Origin of the sequence: Streptomyces sp. NPDC088707, assembly GCF_044752725.1 — a bacterium.
Lineage (GTDB): Bacteria > Actinomycetota > Actinomycetes > Streptomycetales > Streptomycetaceae > Streptomyces.
This window is the reverse complement of the sequence record NZ_JBIVLV010000002.1, coordinates 427,949-449,981: the sequence shown is the minus strand read 5'-3', so window position 1 is coordinate 449,981 and position 22,033 is coordinate 427,949. Positions and strand designations below refer to the sequence as shown.

Genomic DNA, 22,033 nt, shown 5'->3' with positions numbered 1-22,033 from the left:
TCTCCACCCGACCACCGGCACGGCGGCGCGCCGCACTTCCTCCGGGAGGTGCGGCGCGCCGCCGTCTGCCGTCCCGCTCCCTCCCCCGCCGCGCGAACCGGCCGCCGCCGCCCGGCGTCCCTCCCCGCATGGACACGTTCACGCACGGGATACGCCAGCTCCTGCGGTTCGCGGTACTGGAGGCGCGGTGCTGCGCCTTCGCCGTCGCGCTCGTCGGGGGGATCGCCGTCTCGTCCCTGCTGCCCGAGCTGCCGATCGCCCGCTACGACCTGCTGCTCCTGTACGGGATCGGCCTCACCGTGGTGGCCTGGAAGGTCGGGTGGGACACGGGGCGGGACATCGCGGTGATCGCCGCCTGCCACGCCACGGGCCTGCTCTTCGAGTTGGTCAAGGTGCGGATGGGCTCGTGGAGTTATCCGGAGGACGCGCTGACGAAGGTCGGCGGGGTGCCGCTGTACGGCGGCTTCCTGTACGCGGCGCTCGGCAGTTACGTCTGCAGGGCCCGGCGCCTGTTCGACCTCCGGCTGACGGGCTACCGGCCCCGCGCGACGGCCGCGCTCGCCGCCGCCGTGTACGTGAACTTCTTCAGCCACCACTGGCTGCCCGACGCCCGCTGGGCCCTGGCGGCGCTGCTTCTCGCGGCGACGGCGGGAACCTGGGTGCGGTTCCGGGTCGGCGACCGGGACCACCGGATGCCCCTGGCCCTGTCCTTCGTCCTGATCGGCTTCTTCCTCTGGGTCGCGGAGAACGCGGCCACGTACGTCGGCGCCTGGAGCTATCCGCACCAGTTGGACGGCTGGCAGCCGGTGTCCCTGGCCAAGTTCGGCGCCTGGGCGCTGCTGATGACGGTCACGTTCGTCCTGGCAATGCCCTCCCGCTCGGCACGACACGAGAATTGAAGCAATTTCGTGCACCGGTCCAGGGGACGTGGTACAGTCGACAGCAGTTGCAGTCGTGGTTCCCAAAGAAACTTACAAGTGCCTTTGACGATTCGACATCGTCAGGCACTTTCTGTGTTTTCGGTGCAGTTTTCCGGACGGGGCAATCATCACGGCGACGCCGGGGTCCGCACAGTGCGGCCCCCAGGGCTACGCCCCGAAGGAGAATTGACATGGCTAACGGCACCGTGAAGTGGTTCAACGCTGAAAAGGGCTTCGGCTTCATCGAGCAGGAGGGTGGCGGCCCGGACGTCTTCGCCCACTACTCCAACATCGCCACCTCTGGCTTCCGTGAGCTCCAGGAAGGCCAGAAGGTGACCTTCGACGTCACGCAGGGCCAGAAGGGCCCCCAGGCGGAGAACATCCTCCCCGCCTGACGTTGACACGTCCGACGCAGCCGGTGTCCTCACCCGTGTGGTGAGGGCCCCGGCTCGTCGCATTTTCCAGGCTTTTTCATATATTCCCGGGCTTTTCACCGACCGGTCGCCGATTTCATCCCCTCGGCGTGGCCGGATCCGTACGCCCGTGGCATTCGGTACGTTCCAGTAATTCATCGGGCCCGCGGCCCCACGCGAATTCCTCGAAGCGCACCGTTTCGAGGAGGACCCATGAACAACACGAACGGCGCGAAGAGCGCACCCCGCACGGACCGGGCGGGACGCGGCACCTCCGGCACGGACGAATGGGCGGCGCTGCCCGCCGGCACCCCGGCCCTGCCGCCCGCCGCCACCTTCGCCGAGCTGGATCTGCCGGCCGAGGTCCACGAGGTCCTCACCGGGCTCGGGGTCGACACGCCGTTCCCGATCCAGTCCGCGACCCTGCCCGACGCCCTCGCGGGCCGCGACGTCCTCGGGCGCGCGCGCACCGGCTCCGGCAAGACCCTCGCCTTCGGCCTGCCCCTGCTGGCCCGTATCGCCGGGCGGCGCGCCGACGCCCGTAAGCCCCTCGCGCTGGTCCTCGTGCCCACGCGCGAACTGGCCCAGCAGGTCACGGACGCCCTCGACCCGTTCGCCCGGGCCCTTGGACTGCGGCTGGCCACCGTCGTCGGCGGCATGTCCATCGGCCGGCAGGCCACGGCGCTGCGCGACGGGGCCGAGGTCCTGATCGCCACGCCGGGCCGGCTCATGGACCTCGTCGAGCGCAAGGACTGCCGACTGGACCGGGTGGGCGCGACCGTCCTCGACGAAGCCGACCAGATGGCCGACCTGGGCTTCATGCCGCAGGTCACCGAGCTCCTCGACCTGGTGCCCGCCGGGGGTCAGCGGATGCTGTTCTCCGCCACGCTCGACCGCAACGTCGACCTCCTGGTCGAGCGGTACCTCACGGACCCGGTCGTCCACTCCGTCGACCCGTCGGCGGCGACCGTCTCCACGATGGAACACCATGTGCTCCAGGTGCACGGCGCCGACAAGTTCGCCACCGCCACGGAGATCGCCGCCCGCGAGGGCCGCGTCATCATGTTCCTGGCGACGAAGGCCTCCGTCGACCGGTTCACCAGGCATCTCCTCGGCAGCGGTGTGCGCGCCGCCGCCCTGCACGGCGACAAGTCCCAGCCCCTGCGGACCCGCACCCTGGACCGCTTCCGCAGCGGCGAGGTCCCGGTGCTCGTCGCCACCAACGTGGCGGCGCGCGGCATCCACGTCGACGAGCTCGACCTCGTCGTCAACGTCGACCCGCCCGCCGACCACAAGGACTACCTGCACCGCGGCGGGCGCACCGCCCGCGCCGGTGAGTCCGGGGTCGTCGTCACCCTGGTCACCCCCGAGCAGCAGCGTGACGTGGCCCGGCTCATGGCGGACGCCGGCATCCGCCCCCAGGTCACCAAGGTCCGGTCGGGCGAGGCGGAGCTGAGCCGCATCACCGGCGCCCGTACCCCCTCGGGCGTACCCGTCGCCGGCGCCGCGCCCAGCCAGGAGGGCGCCAAGCGCGGCGGGGCGGCCTTCCGCGGCATGGGCACCGTCCCGGGCCGCCCGGGCCGCGCCAAGAACGAGTCCCGCAAGGCCGCCGAGGCCCGCAAGACGGCCGAGGCGAGGCAGGCAGCCCGCATCCGCCGCGGCAAGTAGGCGGCTCACTGGGGGGCATGCTGGCAGGGGCGGCCGGTTGTGGCCGCCCCGGCGGTCGCGACAGCGGCCGGCACGCCGTCGCCCGCAGTCCGGAGGAGACCCGTGAGGGACAACGACCCGTGGGACACGATCCGTTCGCTCGCCGCGCGGTTCGCGGAGTTCGACGCCGAGCGGGGGCTCGCGGCGGAGGAGCAGTGGACGCTGCAGGTGCTCAAGCTCTCGGAGGAGGTGGGCGAGGCCACGCAGGCCGTCCTCGGGGTCCGGGCGGCGAATCCGCGCAAGGGCCGCAGCCACGACTGGGAGCAGGTGCAGGAGGAGGTGGTCGACGCCGTGATCACCGGCATGGTCGCCCTCACCCGGATGCGCCCCGACGACGCACCCGAGTTCTTCGCCTCCGTACTCGCCCGTAAGTCGGCCGCGTTCCTGCCGCGGACGGACCCGCCCCCGCACCCGCGCGACGACCCGGCGGTCACGTCGCGTTGAGCGCCACCGTCGGGTGGAGGCGGGAGGCGCGGATCGCCGGGTAGAGGCCGGCGGTCACCCCGATCAGGAGGGTGGCGGCGAGGCCGCCGGCGAGGGACCAGGGCGGGACCACCGCCGTCCAGCCCTGGACCCGCGCGAAGCCGTACGTGGCCGCCGCACCGAGCAGCGCGCCCGTCGCCCCGCCGAGCGCGGACAGCAGCAGTGACTCGGTGAGGAACTGGAGCCGGATCGCGTTGCGGGTCGCGCCGAGGGAGCGGCGCAGGCCGATCTCCCGACGGCGCTCCAGGACCGAGATGACCATGGTGTTGGCGACGCCGACACCGCCGACCAGGAGCGCCACCGCGCCCAGGCCCAGCATCAGGGCCGTCAGGCCCTTGTCGGTGGCGGCCTTGGCGGCGAGCGCGTCGGAGGGCCGGGAGACCTTGACGCCCGCCTCGCCGCCGGGGCTGATCGTGCGGGCCAGGATCTCCCGTACGTCCTCCACCGAGGCGTCGGTGGAGCGCTCGAAGATCGTCGTCGGGTGACCGTCGAAGCCGAAGTGGCGTTCGGCGGCGGGGAATCCGACCATCGCCACCCGGTCGAGGTTCGGGACCAGTTCGAGCGGTTTCAGGATGCCGACGACGACCACGCGGGTGTCGTTCATCATGATCGTCTCGCCGGTGCGGGTGATGCCGAGCCGGTCGGCGGCCACCGCTCCGAGGACCGTGACGGGGAGCCGCTCGCCGGCGCGGTCCAGCCAGGCTCCCTTGTCGACCTCGCCGCCGAGTGCGGCCAGGAGGTCGGTGCGGACCGCCTGCGTGGTGACGCCGGCGGTGCGCTCCTCGGGGACCAGATCGCTGCGGCGTATCCGGGCGTCCACGTCGCCCGTTCCGGTGGCGTGCTGGACGGGGCCGATGCGCTCGACCATGGCGACCGCGTTCCTGGGGAGTTCGACCTCCTTGCCCAGCGCGTCCTTGCCCGCCTCGGCGGTCAGGAGGTTGGTGCCGAGCCGGTCGAGCCGGGCCATCAGGTCCGCGCGGCTGGACTCGGAGAGTCCGACGACCGCGACCATGGTCGCGATGCCGATGGCGATGCCGAGCGCGGACAGCACCACGCGCGCGCGGCGCGCGCGGAGACCGACCGCGCCGACCCGGAGGACGTCGCCGGCGGAGAGGCGCGAGGGTTTGAGGGTGCCTTTCACCGCGCGGCTCCTTCCCCGCGGAGCACACCGCGGTCGTCCGAGACGATCTCACCGTCCTTGAAGCGGACCCGACGCGGCAGCGAGTCCGCGATCTCGTTGTCGTGGGTGATGACGCAGATCGTGGTGCCGGCGGCGTTCAGTTCGTGGAGCAGTTCCATGACGACCTCCCCCGAGGCGGTGTCGAGGGCGCCGGTGGGCTCGTCCGCGAGCAGCAGCCGGGGCTCCCCGACCAGCGCGCGGGCGATGGCCACGCGCTGCTTCTCGCCGCCGGACAACTCGTCCGGCGTGTGGGAGTGACGGTGGCCGAGGCGTACCCGGTCCAGCGCTGTCCGCGCCCGCGCCCGGCGTTCCCGCGGCGGCACGCCCGCGTACAGCAGCCCGTCGGCGACGTTGTCGACGGCGTCGCGTCCCGCCGCGAGATGGAAGTGCTGGAACACGAAGCCGATGTGGCGGGCGCGGAGTGCGGAGAGGCGGTTGTCGGAGAGCGCGGACACGTCGTGGCCGGCGATCCTGACGGTGCCGCTGGTGGGCTTGTCGAGGGTGCCCATGACGTGGAGCATCGTGGACTTGCCGGACCCGGAGGGGCCGACGACGGCGAGGAGTTCGCCCTCGCCGACCGTGAGGTTCACGCCGCGCAGGGCGTGGACGCCTCCGGGGTACGACTTGGTGGCGTCCCGCAGTTCCACGACGGGGGCGGGTGCGGCGGACGTGGTGCGGTCCGGGGTCATGAGGCCGCCATTCCGACCTTCAGGCCTTCCTTCACGTCGGGGCCGCTGACCTCGATCCGCCCGTCGGCCGTCATGCCCGTCTCCACCCGTATCGTCCTCGTGGTGGTGCCCTGGACGATCTGGAGGCCGTAACCGCCGTTCTCGCCGCGCAGGGCGAGGACCGCCTCGACGGGAACCGCGAGGACCCCCTCGCGCGCCTCGCTGACGAACTTCACGCTGGCCGACGCGCTGGCGTCCTCGCCGGACGCCGTGCGCGCCCCGCCGTCGAGGACGACCTCGACGACGATGCCCTCCTGCGACACGGCACCGTCCCCGGATCCGGTCTCCTCGGGGCGTACGGTCCCGGCGACCCGCCCGGCCACGGTCTTCCCGCTGGGCAGCGTGACCTCGACCCTGGTGCCCGCCGCGGTGAGCGCGCCGTCGGTCTGGTCCAGGTGGGCCCGGACGACCGGTCGGGTGGAGGCGAGGGTCAGGACGGCCTGGCCGGGAGCGACTTGGTCGGCGAGCGCGGCGTCGACGGAGACCACCTTGACCTGGCCGGGCTGGAAGACCACGTCTCCTCTGCCGACCTTTCCGGTGGGCTCGCGGTTCAGGGACTTCTGCCACTGCTTGACCGCCGTCTCGGTGCCCTTGTCGTAGCGCGTGTCGACGTAGACCCCGGCCCCGTACCCCAGGTCGCGCAGGTTGCGCTCCAGTTGGAGCACGTCGCTGCCCCGGTCGCCCGCCTTCATCTCGCGGAACATCGGGACGGGTCCGTAGAGGAGGGTGACGGGCTTGTCGTTCAGCTCGTACAGCGCATGCCCCCTGGTCAGCGTCCTGCCTTCGGTGGCGGCGACCGTGACGGTGCCGTCGACGGCGGACCTGACGGGGCGGCGCTGGGCGAAGTCGAGCCGGCCGTCGACGGTCTTGGACCGGACGAGGTCGGTCCGTACCACGGTCGCGGTGGCGGGCGGCAGATCGCCGCCCTTCCCGGCGGCTCCGGCGCCGTCGGCGCCGTCGTCGAGGAGCCCGAAGTCGCCGAGGAGGACGACTCCCCCGGTGACCGCGGCGACGACCGTCACCGCGCCGAGCGCGCGCAGGGCGGTACGGCGCCTCACTGCATGCCGTCCAGACCGTCGAGCAGCTTCGCCCTGCACGCCTCGCGGGCCTGCTTGTACGCCGGGGAATCGTGGTCGATGGTCGGGGACGCCGGGTCGGGGTCGCCGCCCGGCTGGGCGTTGCCGCCGCTCATCGTCGGGTTGGCGAACCGGGAGACGCCGTTGTCCCGCATGCACGTGGCGTGCGCGAGCATCGACTCGTAGTCCTTCTGCTGGTCCCGCTTGGGCTCGGCCAGCATGACCTTCTGGAGTTCGTCGACGCACACGCCGTTCCTGCCGCCCTTGGCGGCCTCCATCTGGCCGGGCCGGGAGGAGATCTCCTCGACCTTCCCCCAGTCGAGGTGTCCGCTGAGCTTGGGGTCGGGGAAGTCCTTGTAGCCGCCCTTGACGCGCATGCACCGGACGTAGTCCGTCTGGGCGTCGTAGAAGGCGCTCTTCCCGGCGGGCCGGGTGCTCGGGGCGGTGTCGTTCCGCGGGGACGGCGAGGCGGTGGCGGTCTCGGGCACCGAGGCGATCTCGTCGGTCTTCCCGGCACCGCCGGCGCTGTCGTCGGCGCTGCCGCACGCCGCGGAGAGGGCGAGGACGGGGAGCACGGCGAGGGCGGTCAGCCGCAGTCGAACCGGGATGCGGGAGGTTGTCTTCGGGGTCATGGCCACCACCCTCGTCACGTCACGTGACGGCGATTCCATGGCGACATGATGAGAACGTAACAATGCCCTCGACCTGCGCGTCGAGCCCCGGCCGGGGCTCCGGCCGGGTCCGCGCGGCACCCATAATCGACGGCATGCCGCATGTACTGCTCATCGAGGACGACGCGTCCGTACGGGACGGGATGGAGCTCGTGCTGCGCCGGCACGGCTACGACGTCGACACCGCGGCCACCGGCGAGGAGGCGCTCGTGCTGCTCGACGCGCCGGCCGGCGCGAGGATCGAGCTGGCCGTCCTCGACCTGATGCTGCCGGGGATGGACGGGTTCGAGGTGTGCCGCCGCGTCCGCGCCCGTACGACCACGCTGCCGGTCATCATGCTGACCGCGCGCGGGGACGACCACGACATCGTGACGGGTCTCGAGGCCGGCGCCGACGACTACGTGGTCAAGCCGGTCACCGCACCCGTCCTGGAGGCCCGCATCCGGGCGGCACTGCGCCGCGCGGAGCCGTCGGCGCCGTCGCGGGCCGCCGAGGCCGACCCCGCGGGCCTGGTGATCGACCGCGCCGGTCTCACCGTCGCCAAGCGCGGCGTCCTGATCCCGCTGCCGCCCACCGAGCTGCGGCTGCTCCTCGAACTGTCCGCCTCGCCCGGCCGGGTCTTCAGCCGCGAGCAGCTCCTCGCCTCGGTCTGGGACCACACCTTCCTCGGCGACTCCCGGCTGGTGGACGCGGCGGTCGGCCGGCTGCGGGCGAAGCTGGAGGACGTACCGGCGAAGCCCCGGTACGTCCAGACGGTGCGGGGCTTCGGCTACCGCTTCGGGCCGCTGTGAGCGGGACCGGAGGTACGGGTCGCGTGGGCGGTCCCCCGCCCGCCGGGGGCTCCCCGAGGGGCCGCTCGCGGCGGCTCGTCGGAGGGCTGCGGACCCGGCTCGTCGTGGCCTTCGTCGTCGTCGCGCTCATCAGCGCGGTGACCGCGACCGCACTCGCCTACCGGGACGCGCGGACCGCCGTCCTCCGGCGGACCCAGGACGCCGCGGTGAACGACGTACGGACGCGCGTCACCGCGGTGGTGGCCGACTTCGACCTGCCGCCCGACCAGCGGTCGCTCGCCCGGTTCGCGGCGAAGGTCTCGGACGGCCTCGGCGCCCGGATCGTCGTCGCCCGCCACCAGGACCTCGTCGCCGTGTCCGATCCGCTCGCCGACACGGAGGGCCGGATCACCGTCGAGCTGCGGAGCGCCGTACGGGCCGGGGACGGGACCCGGTTCCAGCGGGTGACGTGGCGGGACGAGCCGTACCTGGTGGTCGGCATGCCCGTGACGTACGCGGACGGGGACCGCAGCTTCTCCGGCCTGGAGGTCTTCGCGATCACGGATCTCCGCGCCGAACGCGACGACACCACGGCGCTGCTGGACTCCGTACGGGCGGGCCTCCTGCCCGTGGTGGTGCTGGCCGCCGTCCTGGCGCTGCTCGCCGCCGGAACGGTCCTGCGTCCCGTACGGAAACTGGGGCGGGCCACGCGTGAGCTCGCGGAGGGCGACCTGGGGAGCCGGGTCGCGGTCAGGGGGCACGACGAGCTCGCCGACCTGGCACGGACGTTCAACGAGACGGCGGACGCCCTGCAGGTCTCGGACGCGCGACTGCGCGAGCAGGAGGCGAAGGCGCGGCGCTTCGTCGCGGACGTGTCGCACGAGCTGCGTACGCCGCTGGCGGCGATGACGATGGTGGCGACCGTCCTGGAGGAGGACGCCGACCAGCTGCCGCCGGACGCGGCGCGGGCGGCCCGCACGGTGGGCGCGGAGACGGCGCGGCTCGCGCGGCTCGTGGAGGACCTGATGGAGATCTCCCGTTTCGACGCGCACGCGATCCGGCTCCACGCGGCCGAGACCGATCTCGCCGACACGGTACGAGCCTCCCTGGCGCTGCGCGGCTGGACCGGTCGGGTGGAGGTCCGTCTCGACGAGGGTGTACGGGCGGTGGTCGACCGGCGGCGCGTCGACGTGATCGTGGCGAACCTGGTGGGCAACGCGCTGCGGCACGGAGCGCCGCCGGTGACCGTGACCCTCGGAACGAGGACGGGGAGTACGTCGACGGGCACGCCGGGTACGGGGACGGGCGCGAGCGCCGACGCGGGCGGGGAGTGGGTGACGGTGGAGGTCGCCGACCACGGCCCGGGGCTGCCGCCGGAGGCCAGGGAGCGGGTCTTCGACCGGTTCTACAAGGCGGACGCGGCCCGCACGCGCAGCGCGGCCGACACCGGCGGACGGGGCAGCGGCCTCGGGACGGCGATCGCCCTGGAGAACGCACGCCTGCACGGCGGCACGATCGCCGTCGCCGAAGGACCGGAGGGCGGCTCGGTGTTCACCCTGTGGTTGCCGCTGCGGCGGACGGGAGAGGACGCGGAGTGAGGGCACGGGCACGCGTACTGGTCGCCGTACCGGTCTCCGCCCTCGGGTTCGCCCTGGTGGGCTGCGGGGTGCAGCCGACCGGGGTGATAGGGGCGGGCGAGCCGGCGACCGGGCTCACGCGCGGGATCCGGCTGTACTACGCGTCGGACGGCGGGCTGCGGGGCGTACCGGTACTCGACAGGGAGATCGATGACCTCGCCTCGGTGGTGAAGCTGCTCGCGAGCGGCCCTCCGCCCGCCGAGCAGCGAGACGGCCTCACCAACCTCGTGGAGCTCGGCGGCTACACGGTCACGGGCCGGGGCACCCAGGTCACTCTGCGTCTGGAGAGCCCGTACGCGGGGACGGGCCGGGACCAGGGAACGGGACAGCTGGTGTGCACGCTGGCCCGGGCCCAGTCCGTACTCGACCCGAAGGTCAGGACGGATGACGTGGAGGTCACGCTGCGTCCGCCGGGGAGCCCGGAGCTGGGCCCCTACCGATGCGCCGAGTTCCTCGGCGGATAGCGCCAGGAACAGGGCCGGGCGGGACGACGTCGCCGGTCCCGGGCAGAGGGCCCGTGTCGACCGCCCCGGGACGGGGCACGGCGCCGGGCCGGGCGCGGTCGCCCGGGACGCGGCAACGGCGCCGGGGCGGGGCCGGGGCTCGCCTCAGTGAAGCGGCAGCCGTACCTCGATGGTCTTGCCGCCCTCCGGCAGCAGGGTCAGCCTGATCTCCTGGGCGAGCAGCCTGACCAGGGGCCACCCGAAGCCGCCCTCCGCCGGACCGGTGGCGCGTGCGGCCCCGAGGCCGCCGGCGCGTTCCACCCCACGGCCGTCCATGACATGCGGCAGCTCGACGCTCGTGTCGGCGACGGTGATCGTCACCGCGCCCGGGTCGACTTCCACACTGAACCCGGTGAGCCCGCCCCCGTGACGCAGCGCGTTGGTCACCAGTTCGGATGTCACGAGCAGCGCGTCTCCGACGGCGGCGGCGGACGGCGGGCCACCCGTCCCCGTGGCGGCCGCCCGCAGCGCCTCCGCCACCCTGGCGCGCGCCTCGGCCGCGACATGCGGGACGAAGGGCCGGTTGCCGCCCGGCCCGGGATGTCCCGTGCAATGCCGTGTGGTCACTGGTCTTCCACCCCTCAGGGCCCCGTTTCGGGCTTTCAGCAGGCCTCTGCCCCGACCTCCCCTTCACATTCACCTCGCATGCCCGCATGCCCCCGATATCACCGCGCACCCCTGTATTCCCTTGCCTTCTCCCCCTGCGTCACCCACGGCACACTGCTCGTGTGGGGCAGAAGGGGGTATGAGGCAAGAGGGGGCTCTCACGAGGAGCGTTGATGTCGAACAACCGCACCACCGTCCGGGGCCACGGCGGGCCCGCCCCCAGTAGCCGCCGGCCCGCTCCGAGCGACCGCCGGCCGGTCCCTCACGTTCCCGAGCTCCCGGCCGAGCTTCCGGAGATCGCGGATCCCCTCACGGTGAGCACCACGGACGCCCGCTCGCTCTCGACGGCCCTGTTCGAGCGGCTGCGCTCGCTGGAGGAGGGCACGTCGGACTACTCGTACGTGCGCAACACCCTCGTCGAGCTGAACCTGAGCCTGGTCAAGTACGCCGCGACCCGTTTCCGCCGCTCCCACGAGTCCTGGGAGGACATCGTCCAGGTCGGCACCGTCGGTCTGATCAAGGCGATCAACCGGTTCGACCCGGAGCGGGGCAACGAGTTCATGTCCTTCGCGCTGCCGACCGTGCTCGGTGAGATACGGCGGCATCTGCGGGACACCAGCTGGAGTGTGCACGTACCGCGCCGTCTGCAGGAGCTGCGCCTGAACCTCGCCAAGGCGAACGACGCGCTCGAACAGGAACTGGGCCGCCCGCCGACGGACGCCGAGCTCGGCGCCCACCTCCACATCACGGCGGCCGAGCTGCGCGAGGGCCGGCTTGCCGCGAACGGATTCACCAGTCGCTCGCTCGACGTCCCCGTCGACGACGAGGACGGTGGTCCCGGCGTACTCGCGCGCCGCCTCGGCAGCGACGACGACTCCTTCGAGAAGATCGAGAACCTGGAGGCACTCAAGCCGCTCGTCGCCGGCCTCTGCGCGCGCGACCGGACGATCCTGGCCCTGCGGTTCGGCGACGAACTGACCCAGGCGGAGATCGGCGAGCGCCTCGGCCTCTCGCAGATGCACGTGTCGCGTCTCCTCAGCCGCATCCTCGGCGAACTGCGTACGGCCCTGACGGCGGAGGAGCCGCCGGAGGCGACCCGCCCGAACGCGTCCCCGACCACGACGGCCGTGAACGCACCGGACCGATCAGCCCGGTAGCAGCACGGCGATGGCACATCACGGGCCGCCGCCCGGGGCCGCCCCGCCGCCGCCGGACGGATCCCCCGGCACCGGCGAGGTCGGACCGCCCCGGCCCGACGCCGCCCGCGGTGCGTCCGGGACAGGTGCCTGCGGCGCCGCGGGAGGCGGCGGTGACTGCGGTGCGACCGGCGGTCCGTTCGCCGGGACCGGGGTCGCCACCTCCATCCAGAAGGACTTGCCCGTCTCCCCGGGAACGGCTCCCCACGCGCGCGTGAGCCGGTCGATCACTCGCAGACCGTTGCCCCCGGGTTGCCCGGGTGCGCCCCGTGGCCGGAACTCCGGGATCCGGCTGCTCGGATCGCTCACCTCGATCCGCAGGTCCCCGGCCGTGGCGGAGACCGTACGGGGCGGTCCGCCGCTCCCTGCGCCGGCGCCCGCCGGATCGGCGGGAGCGAGCCGGATGACCAGCTCCGTGGGGCCGCCCGCGTGCAGACAGGCGTTGGTGACGGCTTCCGACACGACCAGGAGCACGTCCTCGATCGCGAGGGCCCGCTCCTCCTCGGTGAGCCCGGTGTCCTTCGGCCGTCCGGGCCAGTCCCAGTCGGTGAGTGCGATCCGGCAGAAGTCGCGGCAGCGTGCGACCACCGACTCGCCGCTCCGCAGGACGAGCCGCCTGATCTGGCCCCTGGACCGGACGGGTTCGCTCATGCCTGCCTCCACCGTGCCCGGTGTCGCGCTGTGCTCACGGGTGCTCCCTCTCGGCCAGTTCGGCGGGCAGCTCGTCGTACACCGTGAAGACCGCCACGACGCCGGTGACGTCGAAGACCCGGTCGACGGGCGGACGCAGCGCGGCCAGCTCCAGCCGGCTGCCTGCCTCCAGCGCGTCCAGCCTCATGGTCAGCAGCAGATTGAGTCCGGTCGAGTCGCAGAACGTCAGTCGTCCGCAGTCCACGACGATCCGTTCGGGACGCCGGTCCAGGGCCTCCGTCAGCGCCGTGTGCAGCGGCTCCTGGGTGTCCCGGTCGAGCTCTCCCGCCACCGTGACGACGGCCGTGGCGCCGCTCCACCGGACCGCGGCCGTCAGTCGGGGGCCGACGAGCCCGGCGTCACCCGACCCTCTCGCATCCCTTGGCATCCGGCACTCCGGTTCCCGTCGGCACAGAATTCCGAGCTGACGCCGACGATACGCCGGGCGTTCCCGGCAGGGCGAGCGGACGTCGTCCGGCCGCGTGGATCACTCACTCCGGTACGCCTGCCCCACTCTCGAACGAGTACTCGTGCGATGCGACGAAAAGCCGCGGCGGAACGGCTGCGACGGCGGCGGGCAGGGAAGACGCGGCGTACGGCCTCCGCCCCGCGCGGGCCCCTCGAACCGGAAGGTGGGACGGATGACTGACCACGAGACCGGACAGGGAGACGCGGGTGCCGGACGTGGGCGCGACGAGACCCCGGAAGAGCGCGCCGACCGGCAGTGGCAGGACCTCATGCAGGAGATCAGGGTGGTCCAGACCGGCGTCCAGATCCTCCTCGGCTTCCTCCTGACGGTCGTCTTCACTCCCCGGTACGAGAGCCTCGGCTCGGCCGACAAGGGCATCTACATCCTGACGGTGGTCCTGGGCTCGCTCGCGACCGGCGCGCTGATCGGCCCGGTCTCCTTCCACCGCATCGTGGCGGGCCGGCGGATCAAACCCGAGACCGTCGCGTGGGCGTCCCGGCTGACCTTCATCGGGATCCTCCTCCTGCTCGCCACGCTCACGAGCGCGCTGATCCTCATCCTCCGCGTGGCCACCGACAACGCGATCGTTCCGTGGCTCGTGGCCGGAGTGCTGGCCTGGTACCTGCTGTGCTGGTTCGTCCTGCCGCTGTGGGCCCGCAGCCGGTACACCGCGAAGAGGCGGGGGTGAGGGGAGGGACTGCGGGTAGCAGAGCGGAGAACCCCTCAACGCACGAGGAGAGGAGCACCCCATGCCTCGCGGATCCAGCCCGAAGCGGGAGCGGCAGTACGAGCACATCAAGGAGAGCGCGGAGCAGCGCGGCGTGAGCGAGAAGCGCGCCGAGGAGATCGCCGCCCGCACCGTGAACAAGGAGCGGGCGCGGCACGGCGAGTCCAAGACGTCGAGCCGGCTGTCCCTGGAGGACATGTCGTCCGGTGAGCGCGGCGGCCGGCGCTCCCACAGCGGCGCCCAGGGGCGCACGTACGACCAGCTCTACGAAGAGGCCAAGCGCCGGAACATCGACGGCCGTTCGAAGATGAACAAGGCGCAGTTGCAGCGCGCGCTCGGAGGCGACGGCTGATCGGACGTCCTCCCGGCCGCCGGCGTCCTGCGCGCCACGGCCTCCCCCGGGCCACCGCCCGTCAGGCGTCCTGGATGCGCCGGAACGGGCGGTCCGCCTCCAGGGTGTAGGCCACGTCGAGCAGCGTCCGCTCGCTGCCGGGGCGGCCCGAGAACATGACGCCGACGGGCAGTCCGTCCTCCGTCGCGGTGGCGGCGGGAACCGAGATCGACGGTGTCCCGACGACGTTGTTGACCGGGGTGAAGGCGACGTAGGCGAGGATCCGCTCGACCAGTGTCGCGTACGGCACGGTCGGGTTGAGGTGACCGATCCTCGGCGTGGTGTGCGCGAGCACGGGAGTGAGGACCAGGTCGAGTCCGCGGAACGCGGCCGCGTACGCCTCCCTGGTGCGCTTCAGTCTCCGCAGCACGCCCGGAGTGCGCCGCCAGCTCTTCAGGTACTCCTCCCGCAGTCCCCGGCTGAGGCCGTCCATCCGGTGCCGGTCGAAGTCCGGACCGAGGGTCCGGCCGGTGACGCCGAGGAGGAACGACAGCATGCCCCAGTACGTGAGGAAGTCGTCGGTGAAGCGGGGGTCGAGGTACAGCTCGACCGGTTCCACGGTGTGGCCGAGCCGTTCGAGCCTCGCGACGGTGTCCATGACGGCGGCCCGGGTCGCCGTGTCGGCGTGCACGCCGTTCGGTGAGTCGACCAGGAAGCCGATACGCAGGCGCCGTTCGGAGGGTCCCTCGACCAGACCGAGGGGCGGCAGCTTCGGGTTGCGCCAGTGGGTCTCGGCGGCGGCGAGGAACGCGGCGGTGTCCCGTACGGAACGGCTCACGATGCCGTCGGAGACGATGTCCAGGCGCAGTTGGCGGCTCTGCGCGTTCGTCACGACCCGGCCGCGGGTCGGCTTGAGACCGACGAGCCCGCAGCAGGCGGCGGGTATCCGGATCGATCCGCCGCCGTCGTTGGCGTGGGCGATCGGCACCGCCCCGGCGGCGACGAGCGCCGCACTGCCGCCCGACGAACCGCCCGCCGAGTAACCGGTGTTCCACGGGTTGCGGACCGGGTCGGCGGCCTCGTACTCCGTGCTGGGGCTGAATCCGAACTCGGGCAGCCGGGTCTTGCCGAGGACCGTGACGCCGCTGCTCAGGAGCTGGCGGGCGAAGGGCGCGTGGCGCCGGGCGACGCGCGGGGTGAAGGCCGCGCTGCCGTGACCGGTGGGCAGGCCGAGGTAGTCGGTGTTGTCCTTGACGAAGGTCGGCACTCCGGCGAAGGCGCCGTGGCCCGGCCCGGTGGCGTACGAGGGGCCGTCGATGTGGGCCTGGACGGCGTGGAGCCGGTCCTCGACGTCCCGTACGCGCGCGGCCGCGTCCCGTGCGACCTCTGCGGCGCCGACCTCGCCCCGCCGGAGCGCCGCGGCGAGCCCGACGGCGTCGTGCTCGCCCAGTGCGTCGTCCCGGAAGGCGTGCACCGCCGCCTGTTCCTCGAAAGTCGTCACCGCTACCTCAGCCCCCGGCCGTGTGGATGGTTGGCCGCCAGCATGCCCTACCAACCAGTAACACGCGAGTGGTCGGGCCGGACAGCCGACCGGTCGGGCGATTCGGAGCCGATCGGGGGCCCCGTCGGCCGCTCCCCGTTCGAGGTGAGCAGACGCATCGGCGAGGACGTCCGTGCGGCGATCGCGGCCGAGCGCCGCTCCACGGCCGCCGTCCGACCGACGGAGAGGGGAAGGGGGGCAAAGAGAAGGGCAAGGAGCTTAATCGTCTCCTCGCCACTCTCAATGTATAGCGCACAGGGGGCCTTGCGGCAAGGCCCCCTTCGTGGTGCAGAATCTCCAGCCGTAGCCGGTGACCTGCGGAAATCGACTTCTTCGCAGGATCGTCGCGCTCGTGGGGCACAGGGATCCCACGACCGGCGGCCGGCTGGACGCAACCAATCGAAACGGGGCGGTTCTCATGTTTGACGTGATCGTTGTGGGCAGCGGTCCGACCGGCTTGATGCTGGCCGGCGAGCTGCGGCTGCACGGCGTCCACGTGCTCGTGCTGGACAAGGAGGCGGAGCCGACCCGGCAGTCGCGTGCCCAGGGTCTGCACGTGCGCAGCATCGAGGTGATGGCCCAGCGCGGTCTCCTTGAACGGTTCCTCGACGTCGGGCAGCAGATCACGGCCGGCGGCTTCTTCGCGGGGCTCGCCAAGGCGTGGCCCGAGCGGCTGGACACGGCCCACTCGTACGTCCTCGCCATTCCGCAGCAGGTCACCGAGCGGCTGCTGACCCAGCACGCGACCGAGACCGGCACCGAGATCCGCCGCGGCTGCGAAGTGGTCGGTCTGAGCCAGGACGAGGACGGCGTGACCGTCGAGCTGGCCGACGGCGAGGAGCTCCGCGCGCGGTACGTCGTCGGCTGCGACGGCGGCCGCAGCGCCGTGCGCAAGCTGCTCGGCGTCGCGTTCCCCGGCGAGCCCTCCCGGGTGGAGACGCTGCTGGGCGAGATGGAGCTGACCGTCGCGCAGGAGGAGCTGACGGCGGTGATGACCGAGGTCCGCAAGACCCAACTGCGGTTCGGAGCCATGCCCCTGGGGGACGGGGTGTTCCGGGTCGTCGTGCCCGCCGAGGGGGTGGCCGAGGACCGTTCGACCGCGCCGACCCTCGACGAGTTCAAGCAGCAGCTGCGCGCGATCGCCGGGACGGACTTCGGCGCGCACTCGCCGCGTTGGCTGTCCCGCTTCGGCGACGCGACCCGGCAGGCCGAGCAGTACCGGGTCGACCGGGTGTTCCTCGCGGGCGACGCGGCGCACATCCACCCGCCGACCGGCGGCCAGGGGCTCAACCTCGGTATCCAGGACGCGTTCAACCTGGGCTGGAAGCTGGCCGCCGCGGTCGCCGGCTGGGCGCCCGAGGGCCTTCTCGACAGCTACCACGCCGAGCGGCACCCGGTGGCCACGGACGTCCTGGACAACACCCGCGCGCAGATCCAGCTGATGTCGACCGAGCCGGGCGCGCAGGCGGTCCGCCGACTGCTCGCGGAACTCGTGGAGTTCGACGACGTCAACCGGTACCTGATCGAGAAGATCACGGCGATCTCGGTGCGCTACGACCTCGGCGAGGGGGACGACCTGCTGGGCAGGCGGATGCGTGACCTGGAGCTGAAGCAGGGCCGTCTCTACCAGCGGATGCACGAGGGCCGCGGACTGCTCCTCGACCAGACCGGCCGGCTCTCGGTCGAGGGTTGGGCGGACCGGGTCGACCATGTCGTCGAGGTCAGCGAGGAACTGGACGTGCCCGCCGTCCTGTTGCGACCGGACGGCCACGTGGCCTGGACCGGCGAGGACCAGCAGGACCTGCTCGCACACCTGCCGAGGTGGTTCGGCGCGGCCACGGGCTGATCCCGCACGGGAGCCCGTGACGCGGGAGCGATGCGGTGCCCGGCGCGGCCCCCCGGCCGCGCCGGGCGTCCGAACTCCCGCACGTGCACGCCGGTGCAGAATGGTGGCATGACCGTGGAGATCACCCCCGTACGGGTGTTGCGCGCCGGCGAGACGCCGGAGTCGGCCGTGCTGCCCGCCGCCGACGGAACGGTGGCGCTCTGGCTGCTGCCCATGGCGGAGGACCCCGGTGCGCCCGCCCTCCTGGACGCCGAGGAACTCCGTCGGTGGAAGGCCCTGATCCGGGCGGATCACCGGGCGCGGTACCTCGCCGCGCACGGCGGGCTTCGGCGTCTCCTCGGGCACTACCTGGGGATACGGGCGGACGAGGTCGAGTTCGTCCGGGAGGACTGCCCGGTCTGCGGAGGCCCGCACGGCCGGCCGGCGGTGCGGGACGCCGGGTTCCACTTCTCGCTCTCCCACAGCGGGGACCTGGCGCTGGTCGGAATCGCCGCGACGCCCGTGGGCGTGGACGTCGAGGCGCACCCGGAGGCCGAGGTGTCGGCCCTCGTGGCGGACAGCCTGCACCCGCGGGAGCGGGAGGAGTTCGCGCGGCTGCCGGCGGAGGCTCGGCCGGCCGCGTTCGCGCAGTGCTGGGCGCGCAAGGAGGCGTACCTCAAGGGCACGGGGGAAGGGCTGGCCGGGGGCCTCGACCGTACGTACGTGGGCATGGGCGCCGAGCCGGCCGCCGTGGCGGGCTGGTCGCTGGCCGATGTACGGGTCGCGCCGTCGTATGCGGCGGCGGTGGCGGTGGCGCCGCGGCGGTAGGGCGGCCTCGTCCCCACCACCGGCGTGGCGTCGGGCTTGACCTTGACACGGTGACAAGGTCTTGACTGCCGGGCAAGGAGGTGGCCCCGATGACCATGGCGACCCACGACAAGGACACGACGCGCGCTCTCCAGGGCCTGGAGGACGGCAGCTCGTCGGTGCGGCTGCGGGCGGCGCTGGCGGCCGGTACGGCCCCGGACCCGCGGTTCGTCGACAAGCTCGTCGAGCGGTGCGGGATCGAGCCCGACTTCTCCGTGCGCGAGATGCTCACCTGGGCGCTGACCCGGCACGCGCCGTCCCGCACGCTCCCGGGGCTTCTCGCCGAGGTCCGCTCGGAACGGGCGCAGGCACGGAGTCAGGCGTTGCACACACTGTCCAAGATCGGCGACCGGCGGGCGTGGCCGTCGATCACGCGGGAGCTGCTGTCCGACGCCGACGACGAAGTGGCGCGGAGTGCGTGGCGGGCGGCGGTCGTCCTGGTCCCCGAGGAGGAGCGGGCCGCGCTCGCGGAGGCGCTGGGGACGCAACTCGGGCGTGGCGGACGGGAGACCCGGTTGAGCCTCAGCCGGGCGCTGATCGCCCTCGGCGAGGTGATCCTGCCGACGCTCGGTGCCGCGAGGACGCGGGGCGCCCCCGCCGCGCGCCGGCACGCGATCGCCACGGAACGGCTCCTGAACGACCCGGATGCCGGATTCGAGTTCTCGATCGAGGAGGCGAAGCGTGTCGCCGTCCTCGGAACGACCAGCGAGGAGGGGGAGTGAGGCATGGTGATCGGTGAGGTGCCACGGCGGTCCGGGGTCGGCGCATGCTGATCGGCGAGGTGGCGCGGCGGTCCGGGGTCAGCGCCCGCATGCTCCGGCACTACGAGTCGCTGGGCCTGGTGCGGCCGACGGGCCGTACCGGGTCCGGCTACCGGGAGTACTCCGGCGAGGACATCCGGCGGATCTTCCACATCGAGAGCCTGAGGTCCCTGGGGCTTTCGCTGCGTGAAGTGGCGAGCGCGCTGGACGATCCCGGCTTCGCGCCGACCGAGCTCGTCGAGGACCTCATCCGCGGGACACGGGAACGCATCGCGACCGAGACGGCGCTGCTCACACGGCTCCGGCGGATCGGCGCAGCGGAACCCGCGGGCTGGGAGGAGGTCCTGCAGATCGTGGCGCTCCTGCACGCGCTGGGGTCGGAGAGCGCGGGCAGGCGGCAGCGCGCGGCGCTCTCCTCGGTCGAGGAGGTCACCGTACCGGTGGAGGCCCTGGTCGAGGCGGCGTTGGGCGAGACGGACCCGATCGTCGCCGGGGCCCTGCGGTGGGCTGTGACCCGGTCGGGCGACGACGGCTCGATCGCCCTCCTGGAGGAGGGCCTGCGCTCACCGGCGGCCGAGGTACGGGAGCGCGCCGTGCGGGCCGTCGCCGAGATCACGGGCGACCAGGCGACGGCGCTCCTGCGCACGGCGCTCGCGGACACCGACACCGCGGTCCGCAGGCACGCGGCGCTCGCGCTGGGGGCGCGCGGAGCGGCCGAGGCGATCCCGACGCTCCTCGACACGGTCGTGGAGGAGACGAACGACGTGGACGCGGCGGACGTGCTGAGCGCCCTGGCGGCTCGCCCCGAGTGGGCGGACCGGATCGCCACCGGCCTGGTCGCCCGCCTGGCGCACGACACCGTCGACGCGGCGGCGCGCCGTCGGCTGGCGCAGGCGCTGGCGGACATCCCGGGGACCAAGGCGTCACGGGCGCTGGAGGCGCTGTCGCACGACGAGGACCGCGGGGTGGCCCTGACGGCGACGTACGTCCTGACGCTGCGGGAGTCGCGCCGGGGACCGGCGGAACCGTCAGGGCCGTCAGGAGCGGCGGGAACGTCAGGACCGGCGGAACCGTCAGGAACGGCAGGACCGTCAGGACCCGCAGGTTCTTGAAGCACCGCGGTGGCGCGACAGGACGATTCCTAGGCGTGCGCGCGGCAGAAGGCGCGCACCGCTGCGGTGAAGGCCTCCGGCGCCTCCAGGTTGCTCATGTGGCCCACGGCGGGGATCACCACGAGCTCGGCATGGGGGATGGCGTCCTGGAAGGCGTAGGCGACGTCCAGGGGTGAGCGGGCGTCCTCCTCGCCCCACAGCAGCAGGGTCGGCACCGTGATACGGGGCAGCAGGTCCGTCTCGTCCGCCTCGGCCATCAGGGACAGCTGTATGGCCATGGATTCCGGCCGGACCTCCCGGTTCATGGCGTCCAGCATCGCCGTGAAGCGGTCCGGCGGGCCGGTGGCGAAGAGCCCCGGCAGCGTCGCGTCGAACTCCTCCGGAGGTGCCGCGAACATCCGCCGGGCCCCTTCGACCCGCGCCGCGACCTCCTCCGGCGGCAGCGAGCCCTTCCAGCCCGCGTACGTGTCCACCATCAGCAGCGAGCGCACCAGGTCCGGCCGCCACCGGTACAGCTCCAGGACCACCGTCCCGCCCCAGGACAACCCCGCGACGTGCGCGGGCCCGAGCCCCACGTCCTCGATGACGGCGGCGAGGGCGCGCGCGAAGTCCTCCAGCCCGAACCCCGCCGGCAGCGCACCGGAGCGCCCGGCCCCCGGTTCGTCCCAGGCCACCACCGTGAACTCGTCCGCGAGCGCTTCGACCTGCGGCTGCCACATCCGCCCGTCGCTCCCGGCCCCGTGGGCGAGCACCACGACGGGCCCGCGCCCCTTGCGCGTATAGGCCACGTCGACGCCACCGACCCGCACCACTGCCATGACTCCAGGCTAGGGGGTGGGGCGTGGGGGCGCCCGGGGCCGGGAACGTCTGTCAGACGCGTGTGCCAGAGTCTGCTCATGCTCGAGATCGTGGTGAAGACGGAGAACTGGGAGCGGCACATCCGTGTGACCGCCGAGGAGCTGGCCGGGCTGGTCCGGCGCATCGGCGACGAAGGGGACCGGTTCCTGGTGGTCCAGCGGATTCCGGACCTGCCCGACGTCTTCGCCCAGGTCTGGCACAAGAAGGGCGGCGACTACACCCTGGAGCACCGGGACGGCACTGCCACCCGCCACTTCCAGGTGACGGCCGACGGACCCGAGGCCGTGATCGCGGCGCTGGCCGGCTGGGCGCGCCGGGACGCCGGCTGGGACGCGGGCCTCGACTGGTCGCTGTTGGACATGGGCCCGGCCCGCAAGGTGCCGCCGCTCGACCTCGAAGGGCGCGAGGGCGAGGAGTTGGAGAAGCGCGTGCGGGAGGTGCTGACCGGCGGCTACGCCTCCCGTGCCGAACTGACCGAGATCGCGGAGGAGTACCTGGTCACCGAGGACCGCCGTCCCGTCTCACGCGAGCAGGCCGAGGCACTGGTCGACCGGATGTGGCTGGAGCGGGTGCAGGAGCAGTCGGGCTGGCGGGGCGAGACGGACCCCGAGCGCCTCAGCCGTGCGTTCGAGACCCTGCGGGAGTCCGGGATCACGGCTCGCGAGAACTTCACCTGCTGCCGTACCTGCGGCGAGTCGGAGATCGGCGCCGAGGGCGAGCCCGACGCCCGCGGCTTCGTCTACTTCCACACGCAGTGCACGGACTCCGCCGCGGCGGGCCACGGACTGATGCTCCTGTACGGCGGCTTCGACGGCTCGCCCGAGACGACGACGGCCATCGGCCACGAGGTGGTGGCCGCCCTGGAGGCGACCGGCCTCCCCACCGAGTGGGACGGGACTCCGGACCGAGCCATCGCCCTCACCCCTCTGGACTGGCGCCGCCGGCTGGTCGGCTAGGCCCTGT

Annotated in this window: 24 protein-coding genes; 15 read left to right on the top strand and 9 right to left on the bottom strand. The window is 73.0% G+C overall.

Going from position 1 to position 22,033, the window contains the following annotated elements; genetic code table 11:
- Window positions 1-128 precede the first annotated feature (128 nt).
- From ACIP84_RS09400 to ACIP84_RS09385, 4 genes are all read left to right on the top strand, one after another.
- The gene (locus tag ACIP84_RS09400) at window positions 129-899 is read left to right on the top strand and encodes a DUF817 domain-containing protein (RefSeq protein ID WP_401796538.1); all 771 of its coding nucleotides are present in this window, start codon (window positions 129-131) and stop codon (window positions 897-899) included.
- Between the two features lie 212 nt (window positions 900-1,111).
- Entirely contained in the window at window positions 1,112-1,315 is a 204-nt protein-coding gene (locus tag ACIP84_RS09395) for a cold-shock protein (RefSeq protein ID WP_030218719.1), read from the top strand.
- A gap of 231 nt (window positions 1,316-1,546) precedes the next feature.
- Window positions 1,547-3,001, top strand: coding sequence for a DEAD/DEAH box helicase (locus ACIP84_RS09390; RefSeq protein WP_355964478.1), 1,455 nt, complete (start codon window positions 1,547-1,549; stop codon window positions 2,999-3,001).
- A 102-nt stretch (window positions 3,002-3,103) separates the two neighbouring features.
- Window positions 3,104-3,484 carry a MazG-like family protein gene (locus ACIP84_RS09385; protein WP_401796533.1) on the top strand — a complete coding sequence of 127 codons (381 nt, stop codon included), beginning with the start codon at window positions 3,104-3,106 and terminating at the stop codon, window positions 3,482-3,484.
- On the opposite strand, the gene ACIP84_RS09380 is transcribed toward ACIP84_RS09385, so the two are convergent.
- From ACIP84_RS09380 to ACIP84_RS09365, 4 genes are read right to left on the bottom strand one after another with little or no spacing between them, the layout of a single operon-like run.
- Complete coding sequence (locus ACIP84_RS09380) at window positions 3,471-4,664, bottom strand: ABC transporter permease (protein WP_401796530.1); 1,194 nt, start codon at window positions 4,662-4,664, stop codon at window positions 3,471-3,473. The two genes, ACIP84_RS09385 and ACIP84_RS09380, sit on opposite strands and share 14 nt — an antisense overlap.
- On the bottom strand, window positions 4,661-5,392 hold the full coding sequence (locus ACIP84_RS09375) for an ABC transporter ATP-binding protein (protein WP_401796527.1): 732 nt from the start codon (window positions 5,390-5,392) through the stop codon (window positions 4,661-4,663). Before ACIP84_RS09375 ends, ACIP84_RS09380 begins: the two co-directional genes overlap by 4 nt.
- Entirely contained in the window at window positions 5,389-6,489 is a 1,101-nt protein-coding gene (locus ACIP84_RS09370; RefSeq protein ID WP_401796524.1) for a peptidoglycan-binding protein, read from the bottom strand. The genes ACIP84_RS09375 and ACIP84_RS09370 overlap by 4 nt, the downstream gene beginning before the upstream one ends.
- Window positions 6,486-7,139, bottom strand: coding sequence for a hypothetical protein (locus ACIP84_RS09365; RefSeq protein ID WP_401796521.1), 654 nt, complete (start codon window positions 7,137-7,139; stop codon window positions 6,486-6,488). The genes ACIP84_RS09370 and ACIP84_RS09365 overlap by 4 nt, the downstream gene beginning before the upstream one ends.
- 134 nt (window positions 7,140-7,273) lie before the next feature.
- Between ACIP84_RS09365 and ACIP84_RS09360 the strand changes: the two genes are divergently transcribed.
- Genes ACIP84_RS09360 through ACIP84_RS09350 form a run of 3 tightly spaced genes read left to right on the top strand, consistent with a single transcriptional unit; the run spans window position 7,274 to window position 10,049 of the window.
- Window positions 7,274-7,969, top strand: a complete 696-nt coding sequence (locus ACIP84_RS09360; RefSeq protein WP_401796518.1) for a response regulator — start codon at window positions 7,274-7,276, stop codon at window positions 7,967-7,969.
- Window positions 7,970-7,992: 23 nt separating this feature from the next.
- Window positions 7,993-9,546, top strand: a complete 1,554-nt coding sequence (locus ACIP84_RS09355) for an ATP-binding protein (RefSeq protein ID WP_401796515.1) — start codon at window positions 7,993-7,995, stop codon at window positions 9,544-9,546.
- Entirely contained in the window at window positions 9,543-10,049 is a 507-nt protein-coding gene (locus ACIP84_RS09350; protein WP_401796512.1) for a hypothetical protein, read from the top strand. The genes ACIP84_RS09355 and ACIP84_RS09350 overlap by 4 nt, the downstream gene beginning before the upstream one ends.
- Before the next feature lie 144 nt (window positions 10,050-10,193).
- Here ACIP84_RS09350 and ACIP84_RS09345 read toward each other — a convergent pair whose 3' ends face one another.
- Window positions 10,194-10,655, bottom strand: a complete 462-nt coding sequence (locus tag ACIP84_RS09345) for an ATP-binding protein (protein WP_355964487.1) — start codon at window positions 10,653-10,655, stop codon at window positions 10,194-10,196.
- Window positions 10,656-10,867: 212 nt separating this feature from the next.
- Here ACIP84_RS09345 and ACIP84_RS09340 point away from each other — a divergent pair, with 212 nt between their 5' ends.
- Entirely contained in the window at window positions 10,868-11,851 is a 984-nt protein-coding gene (locus tag ACIP84_RS09340; protein WP_401796509.1) for a SigB/SigF/SigG family RNA polymerase sigma factor, read from the top strand.
- Between the two features lie 18 nt (window positions 11,852-11,869).
- Here ACIP84_RS09340 and ACIP84_RS09335 read toward each other — a convergent pair whose 3' ends face one another.
- Both ACIP84_RS09335 and ACIP84_RS09330 read right to left on the bottom strand, forming a co-directional pair.
- On the bottom strand, window positions 11,870-12,541 hold the full coding sequence (locus tag ACIP84_RS09335) for an ATP-binding protein (protein WP_401796506.1): 672 nt from the start codon (window positions 12,539-12,541) through the stop codon (window positions 11,870-11,872).
- Between the two features lie 34 nt (window positions 12,542-12,575).
- Window positions 12,576-12,968, bottom strand: coding sequence for an STAS domain-containing protein (locus tag ACIP84_RS09330; protein WP_401796503.1), 393 nt, complete (start codon window positions 12,966-12,968; stop codon window positions 12,576-12,578).
- A gap of 253 nt (window positions 12,969-13,221) precedes the next feature.
- On the opposite strand from ACIP84_RS09330, the gene ACIP84_RS09325 reads away from it, so the two are divergent.
- Both ACIP84_RS09325 and ACIP84_RS09320 read left to right on the top strand, forming a co-directional pair.
- The gene (locus ACIP84_RS09325) at window positions 13,222-13,737 is read left to right on the top strand and encodes a DUF6328 family protein (RefSeq protein WP_355964491.1); all 516 of its coding nucleotides are present in this window, start codon (window positions 13,222-13,224) and stop codon (window positions 13,735-13,737) included.
- 61 nt (window positions 13,738-13,798) lie between these two features.
- Window positions 13,799-14,128, top strand: a complete 330-nt coding sequence (locus tag ACIP84_RS09320; protein WP_355964492.1) for a plasmid stabilization protein — start codon at window positions 13,799-13,801, stop codon at window positions 14,126-14,128.
- A gap of 61 nt (window positions 14,129-14,189) precedes the next feature.
- Here the strand turns inward: ACIP84_RS09320 and ACIP84_RS09315 are convergent, their stop codons facing one another.
- Complete coding sequence (locus tag ACIP84_RS09315) at window positions 14,190-15,608, bottom strand: amidase (protein WP_401796499.1); 1,419 nt, start codon at window positions 15,606-15,608, stop codon at window positions 14,190-14,192.
- Between the two features lie 424 nt (window positions 15,609-16,032).
- Between ACIP84_RS09315 and rox the strand changes: the two genes are divergently transcribed.
- The 4 genes from rox to ACIP84_RS09295 all read left to right on the top strand — a co-directional run bounded on the left by rox (window position 16,033) and on the right by ACIP84_RS09295 (window position 20,212).
- Window positions 16,033-17,493: a rifampin monooxygenase gene (rox, locus tag ACIP84_RS09310; RefSeq protein WP_401797101.1), complete on the top strand. Its 1,461-nt coding sequence runs from the start codon at window positions 16,033-16,035 to the stop codon at window positions 17,491-17,493.
- Between the two features lie 108 nt (window positions 17,494-17,601).
- Window positions 17,602-18,300, top strand: a complete 699-nt coding sequence (locus ACIP84_RS09305; RefSeq protein ID WP_401796496.1) for a 4'-phosphopantetheinyl transferase family protein — start codon at window positions 17,602-17,604, stop codon at window positions 18,298-18,300.
- A gap of 89 nt (window positions 18,301-18,389) precedes the next feature.
- A complete protein-coding gene (locus ACIP84_RS09300; protein ID WP_401796493.1) occupies window positions 18,390-19,061 on the top strand; it encodes a HEAT repeat domain-containing protein in 672 nt (223 codons plus the stop codon).
- Between the two features lie 44 nt (window positions 19,062-19,105).
- Window positions 19,106-20,212 (top strand): MerR family transcriptional regulator, encoded by a 1,107-nt coding sequence (locus tag ACIP84_RS09295; protein WP_401796490.1) that lies wholly within the window; start codon window positions 19,106-19,108, stop codon window positions 20,210-20,212.
- A gap of 29 nt (window positions 20,213-20,241) precedes the next feature.
- Here ACIP84_RS09295 and ACIP84_RS09290 read toward each other — a convergent pair whose 3' ends face one another.
- Window positions 20,242-21,030, bottom strand: coding sequence for an alpha/beta fold hydrolase (locus tag ACIP84_RS09290; RefSeq protein ID WP_401796487.1), 789 nt, complete (start codon window positions 21,028-21,030; stop codon window positions 20,242-20,244).
- A 78-nt stretch (window positions 21,031-21,108) separates the two neighbouring features.
- Between ACIP84_RS09290 and ACIP84_RS09285 the strand changes: the two genes are divergently transcribed.
- Entirely contained in the window at window positions 21,109-22,026 is a 918-nt protein-coding gene (locus tag ACIP84_RS09285) for a DUF6891 domain-containing protein (RefSeq protein ID WP_401796484.1), read from the top strand.
- The last annotated feature ends 7 nt before the right edge of the window (window positions 22,027-22,033 follow it).

Excerpts from the sequence above, each read along its gene's own strand:
- ACIP84_RS09335 (WP_401796506.1), bottom strand. The coding sequence starts at position 12,541 with ATGAGCGAACCCGTCCGGTCCAGGGGCCAGATCAGGCGGCTCGTCCTG.
- ACIP84_RS09290 (WP_401796487.1), bottom strand. The coding sequence starts at position 21,030 with ATGGCAGTGGTGCGGGTCGGTGGCGTCGACGTGGCCTATACGCGCAAG.
- ACIP84_RS09365 (WP_401796521.1), bottom strand. The coding sequence starts at position 7,139 with ATGACCCCGAAGACAACCTCCCGCATCCCGGTTCGACTGCGGCTGACC.
- ACIP84_RS09320 (WP_355964492.1), top strand. The coding sequence starts at position 13,799 with ATGCCTCGCGGATCCAGCCCGAAGCGGGAGCGGCAGTACGAGCACATC.
- ACIP84_RS09360 (WP_401796518.1), top strand. The coding sequence starts at position 7,274 with ATGCCGCATGTACTGCTCATCGAGGACGACGCGTCCGTACGGGACGGG.
- ACIP84_RS09300 (WP_401796493.1), top strand. The coding sequence starts at position 18,390 with ATGACCATGGCGACCCACGACAAGGACACGACGCGCGCTCTCCAGGGC.
- ACIP84_RS09395 (WP_030218719.1), top strand. The coding sequence starts at position 1,112 with ATGGCTAACGGCACCGTGAAGTGGTTCAACGCTGAAAAGGGCTTCGGC.
- ACIP84_RS09390 (WP_355964478.1), top strand. The coding sequence starts at position 1,547 with ATGAACAACACGAACGGCGCGAAGAGCGCACCCCGCACGGACCGGGCG.
- ACIP84_RS09375 (WP_401796527.1), bottom strand. The coding sequence starts at position 5,392 with ATGACCCCGGACCGCACCACGTCCGCCGCACCCGCCCCCGTCGTGGAA.
- ACIP84_RS09305 (WP_401796496.1), top strand. The coding sequence starts at position 17,602 with ATGACCGTGGAGATCACCCCCGTACGGGTGTTGCGCGCCGGCGAGACG.
- ACIP84_RS09330 (WP_401796503.1), bottom strand. The coding sequence starts at position 12,968 with ATGCCAAGGGATGCGAGAGGGTCGGGTGACGCCGGGCTCGTCGGCCCC.
- ACIP84_RS09400 (WP_401796538.1), top strand. The coding sequence starts at position 129 with ATGGACACGTTCACGCACGGGATACGCCAGCTCCTGCGGTTCGCGGTA.
- ACIP84_RS09325 (WP_355964491.1), top strand. The coding sequence starts at position 13,222 with ATGACTGACCACGAGACCGGACAGGGAGACGCGGGTGCCGGACGTGGG.
- ACIP84_RS09340 (WP_401796509.1), top strand. The coding sequence starts at position 10,868 with ATGTCGAACAACCGCACCACCGTCCGGGGCCACGGCGGGCCCGCCCCC.
- ACIP84_RS09295 (WP_401796490.1), top strand. The coding sequence starts at position 19,106 with ATGCTGATCGGCGAGGTGGCGCGGCGGTCCGGGGTCAGCGCCCGCATG.
- ACIP84_RS09285 (WP_401796484.1), top strand. The coding sequence starts at position 21,109 with ATGCTCGAGATCGTGGTGAAGACGGAGAACTGGGAGCGGCACATCCGT.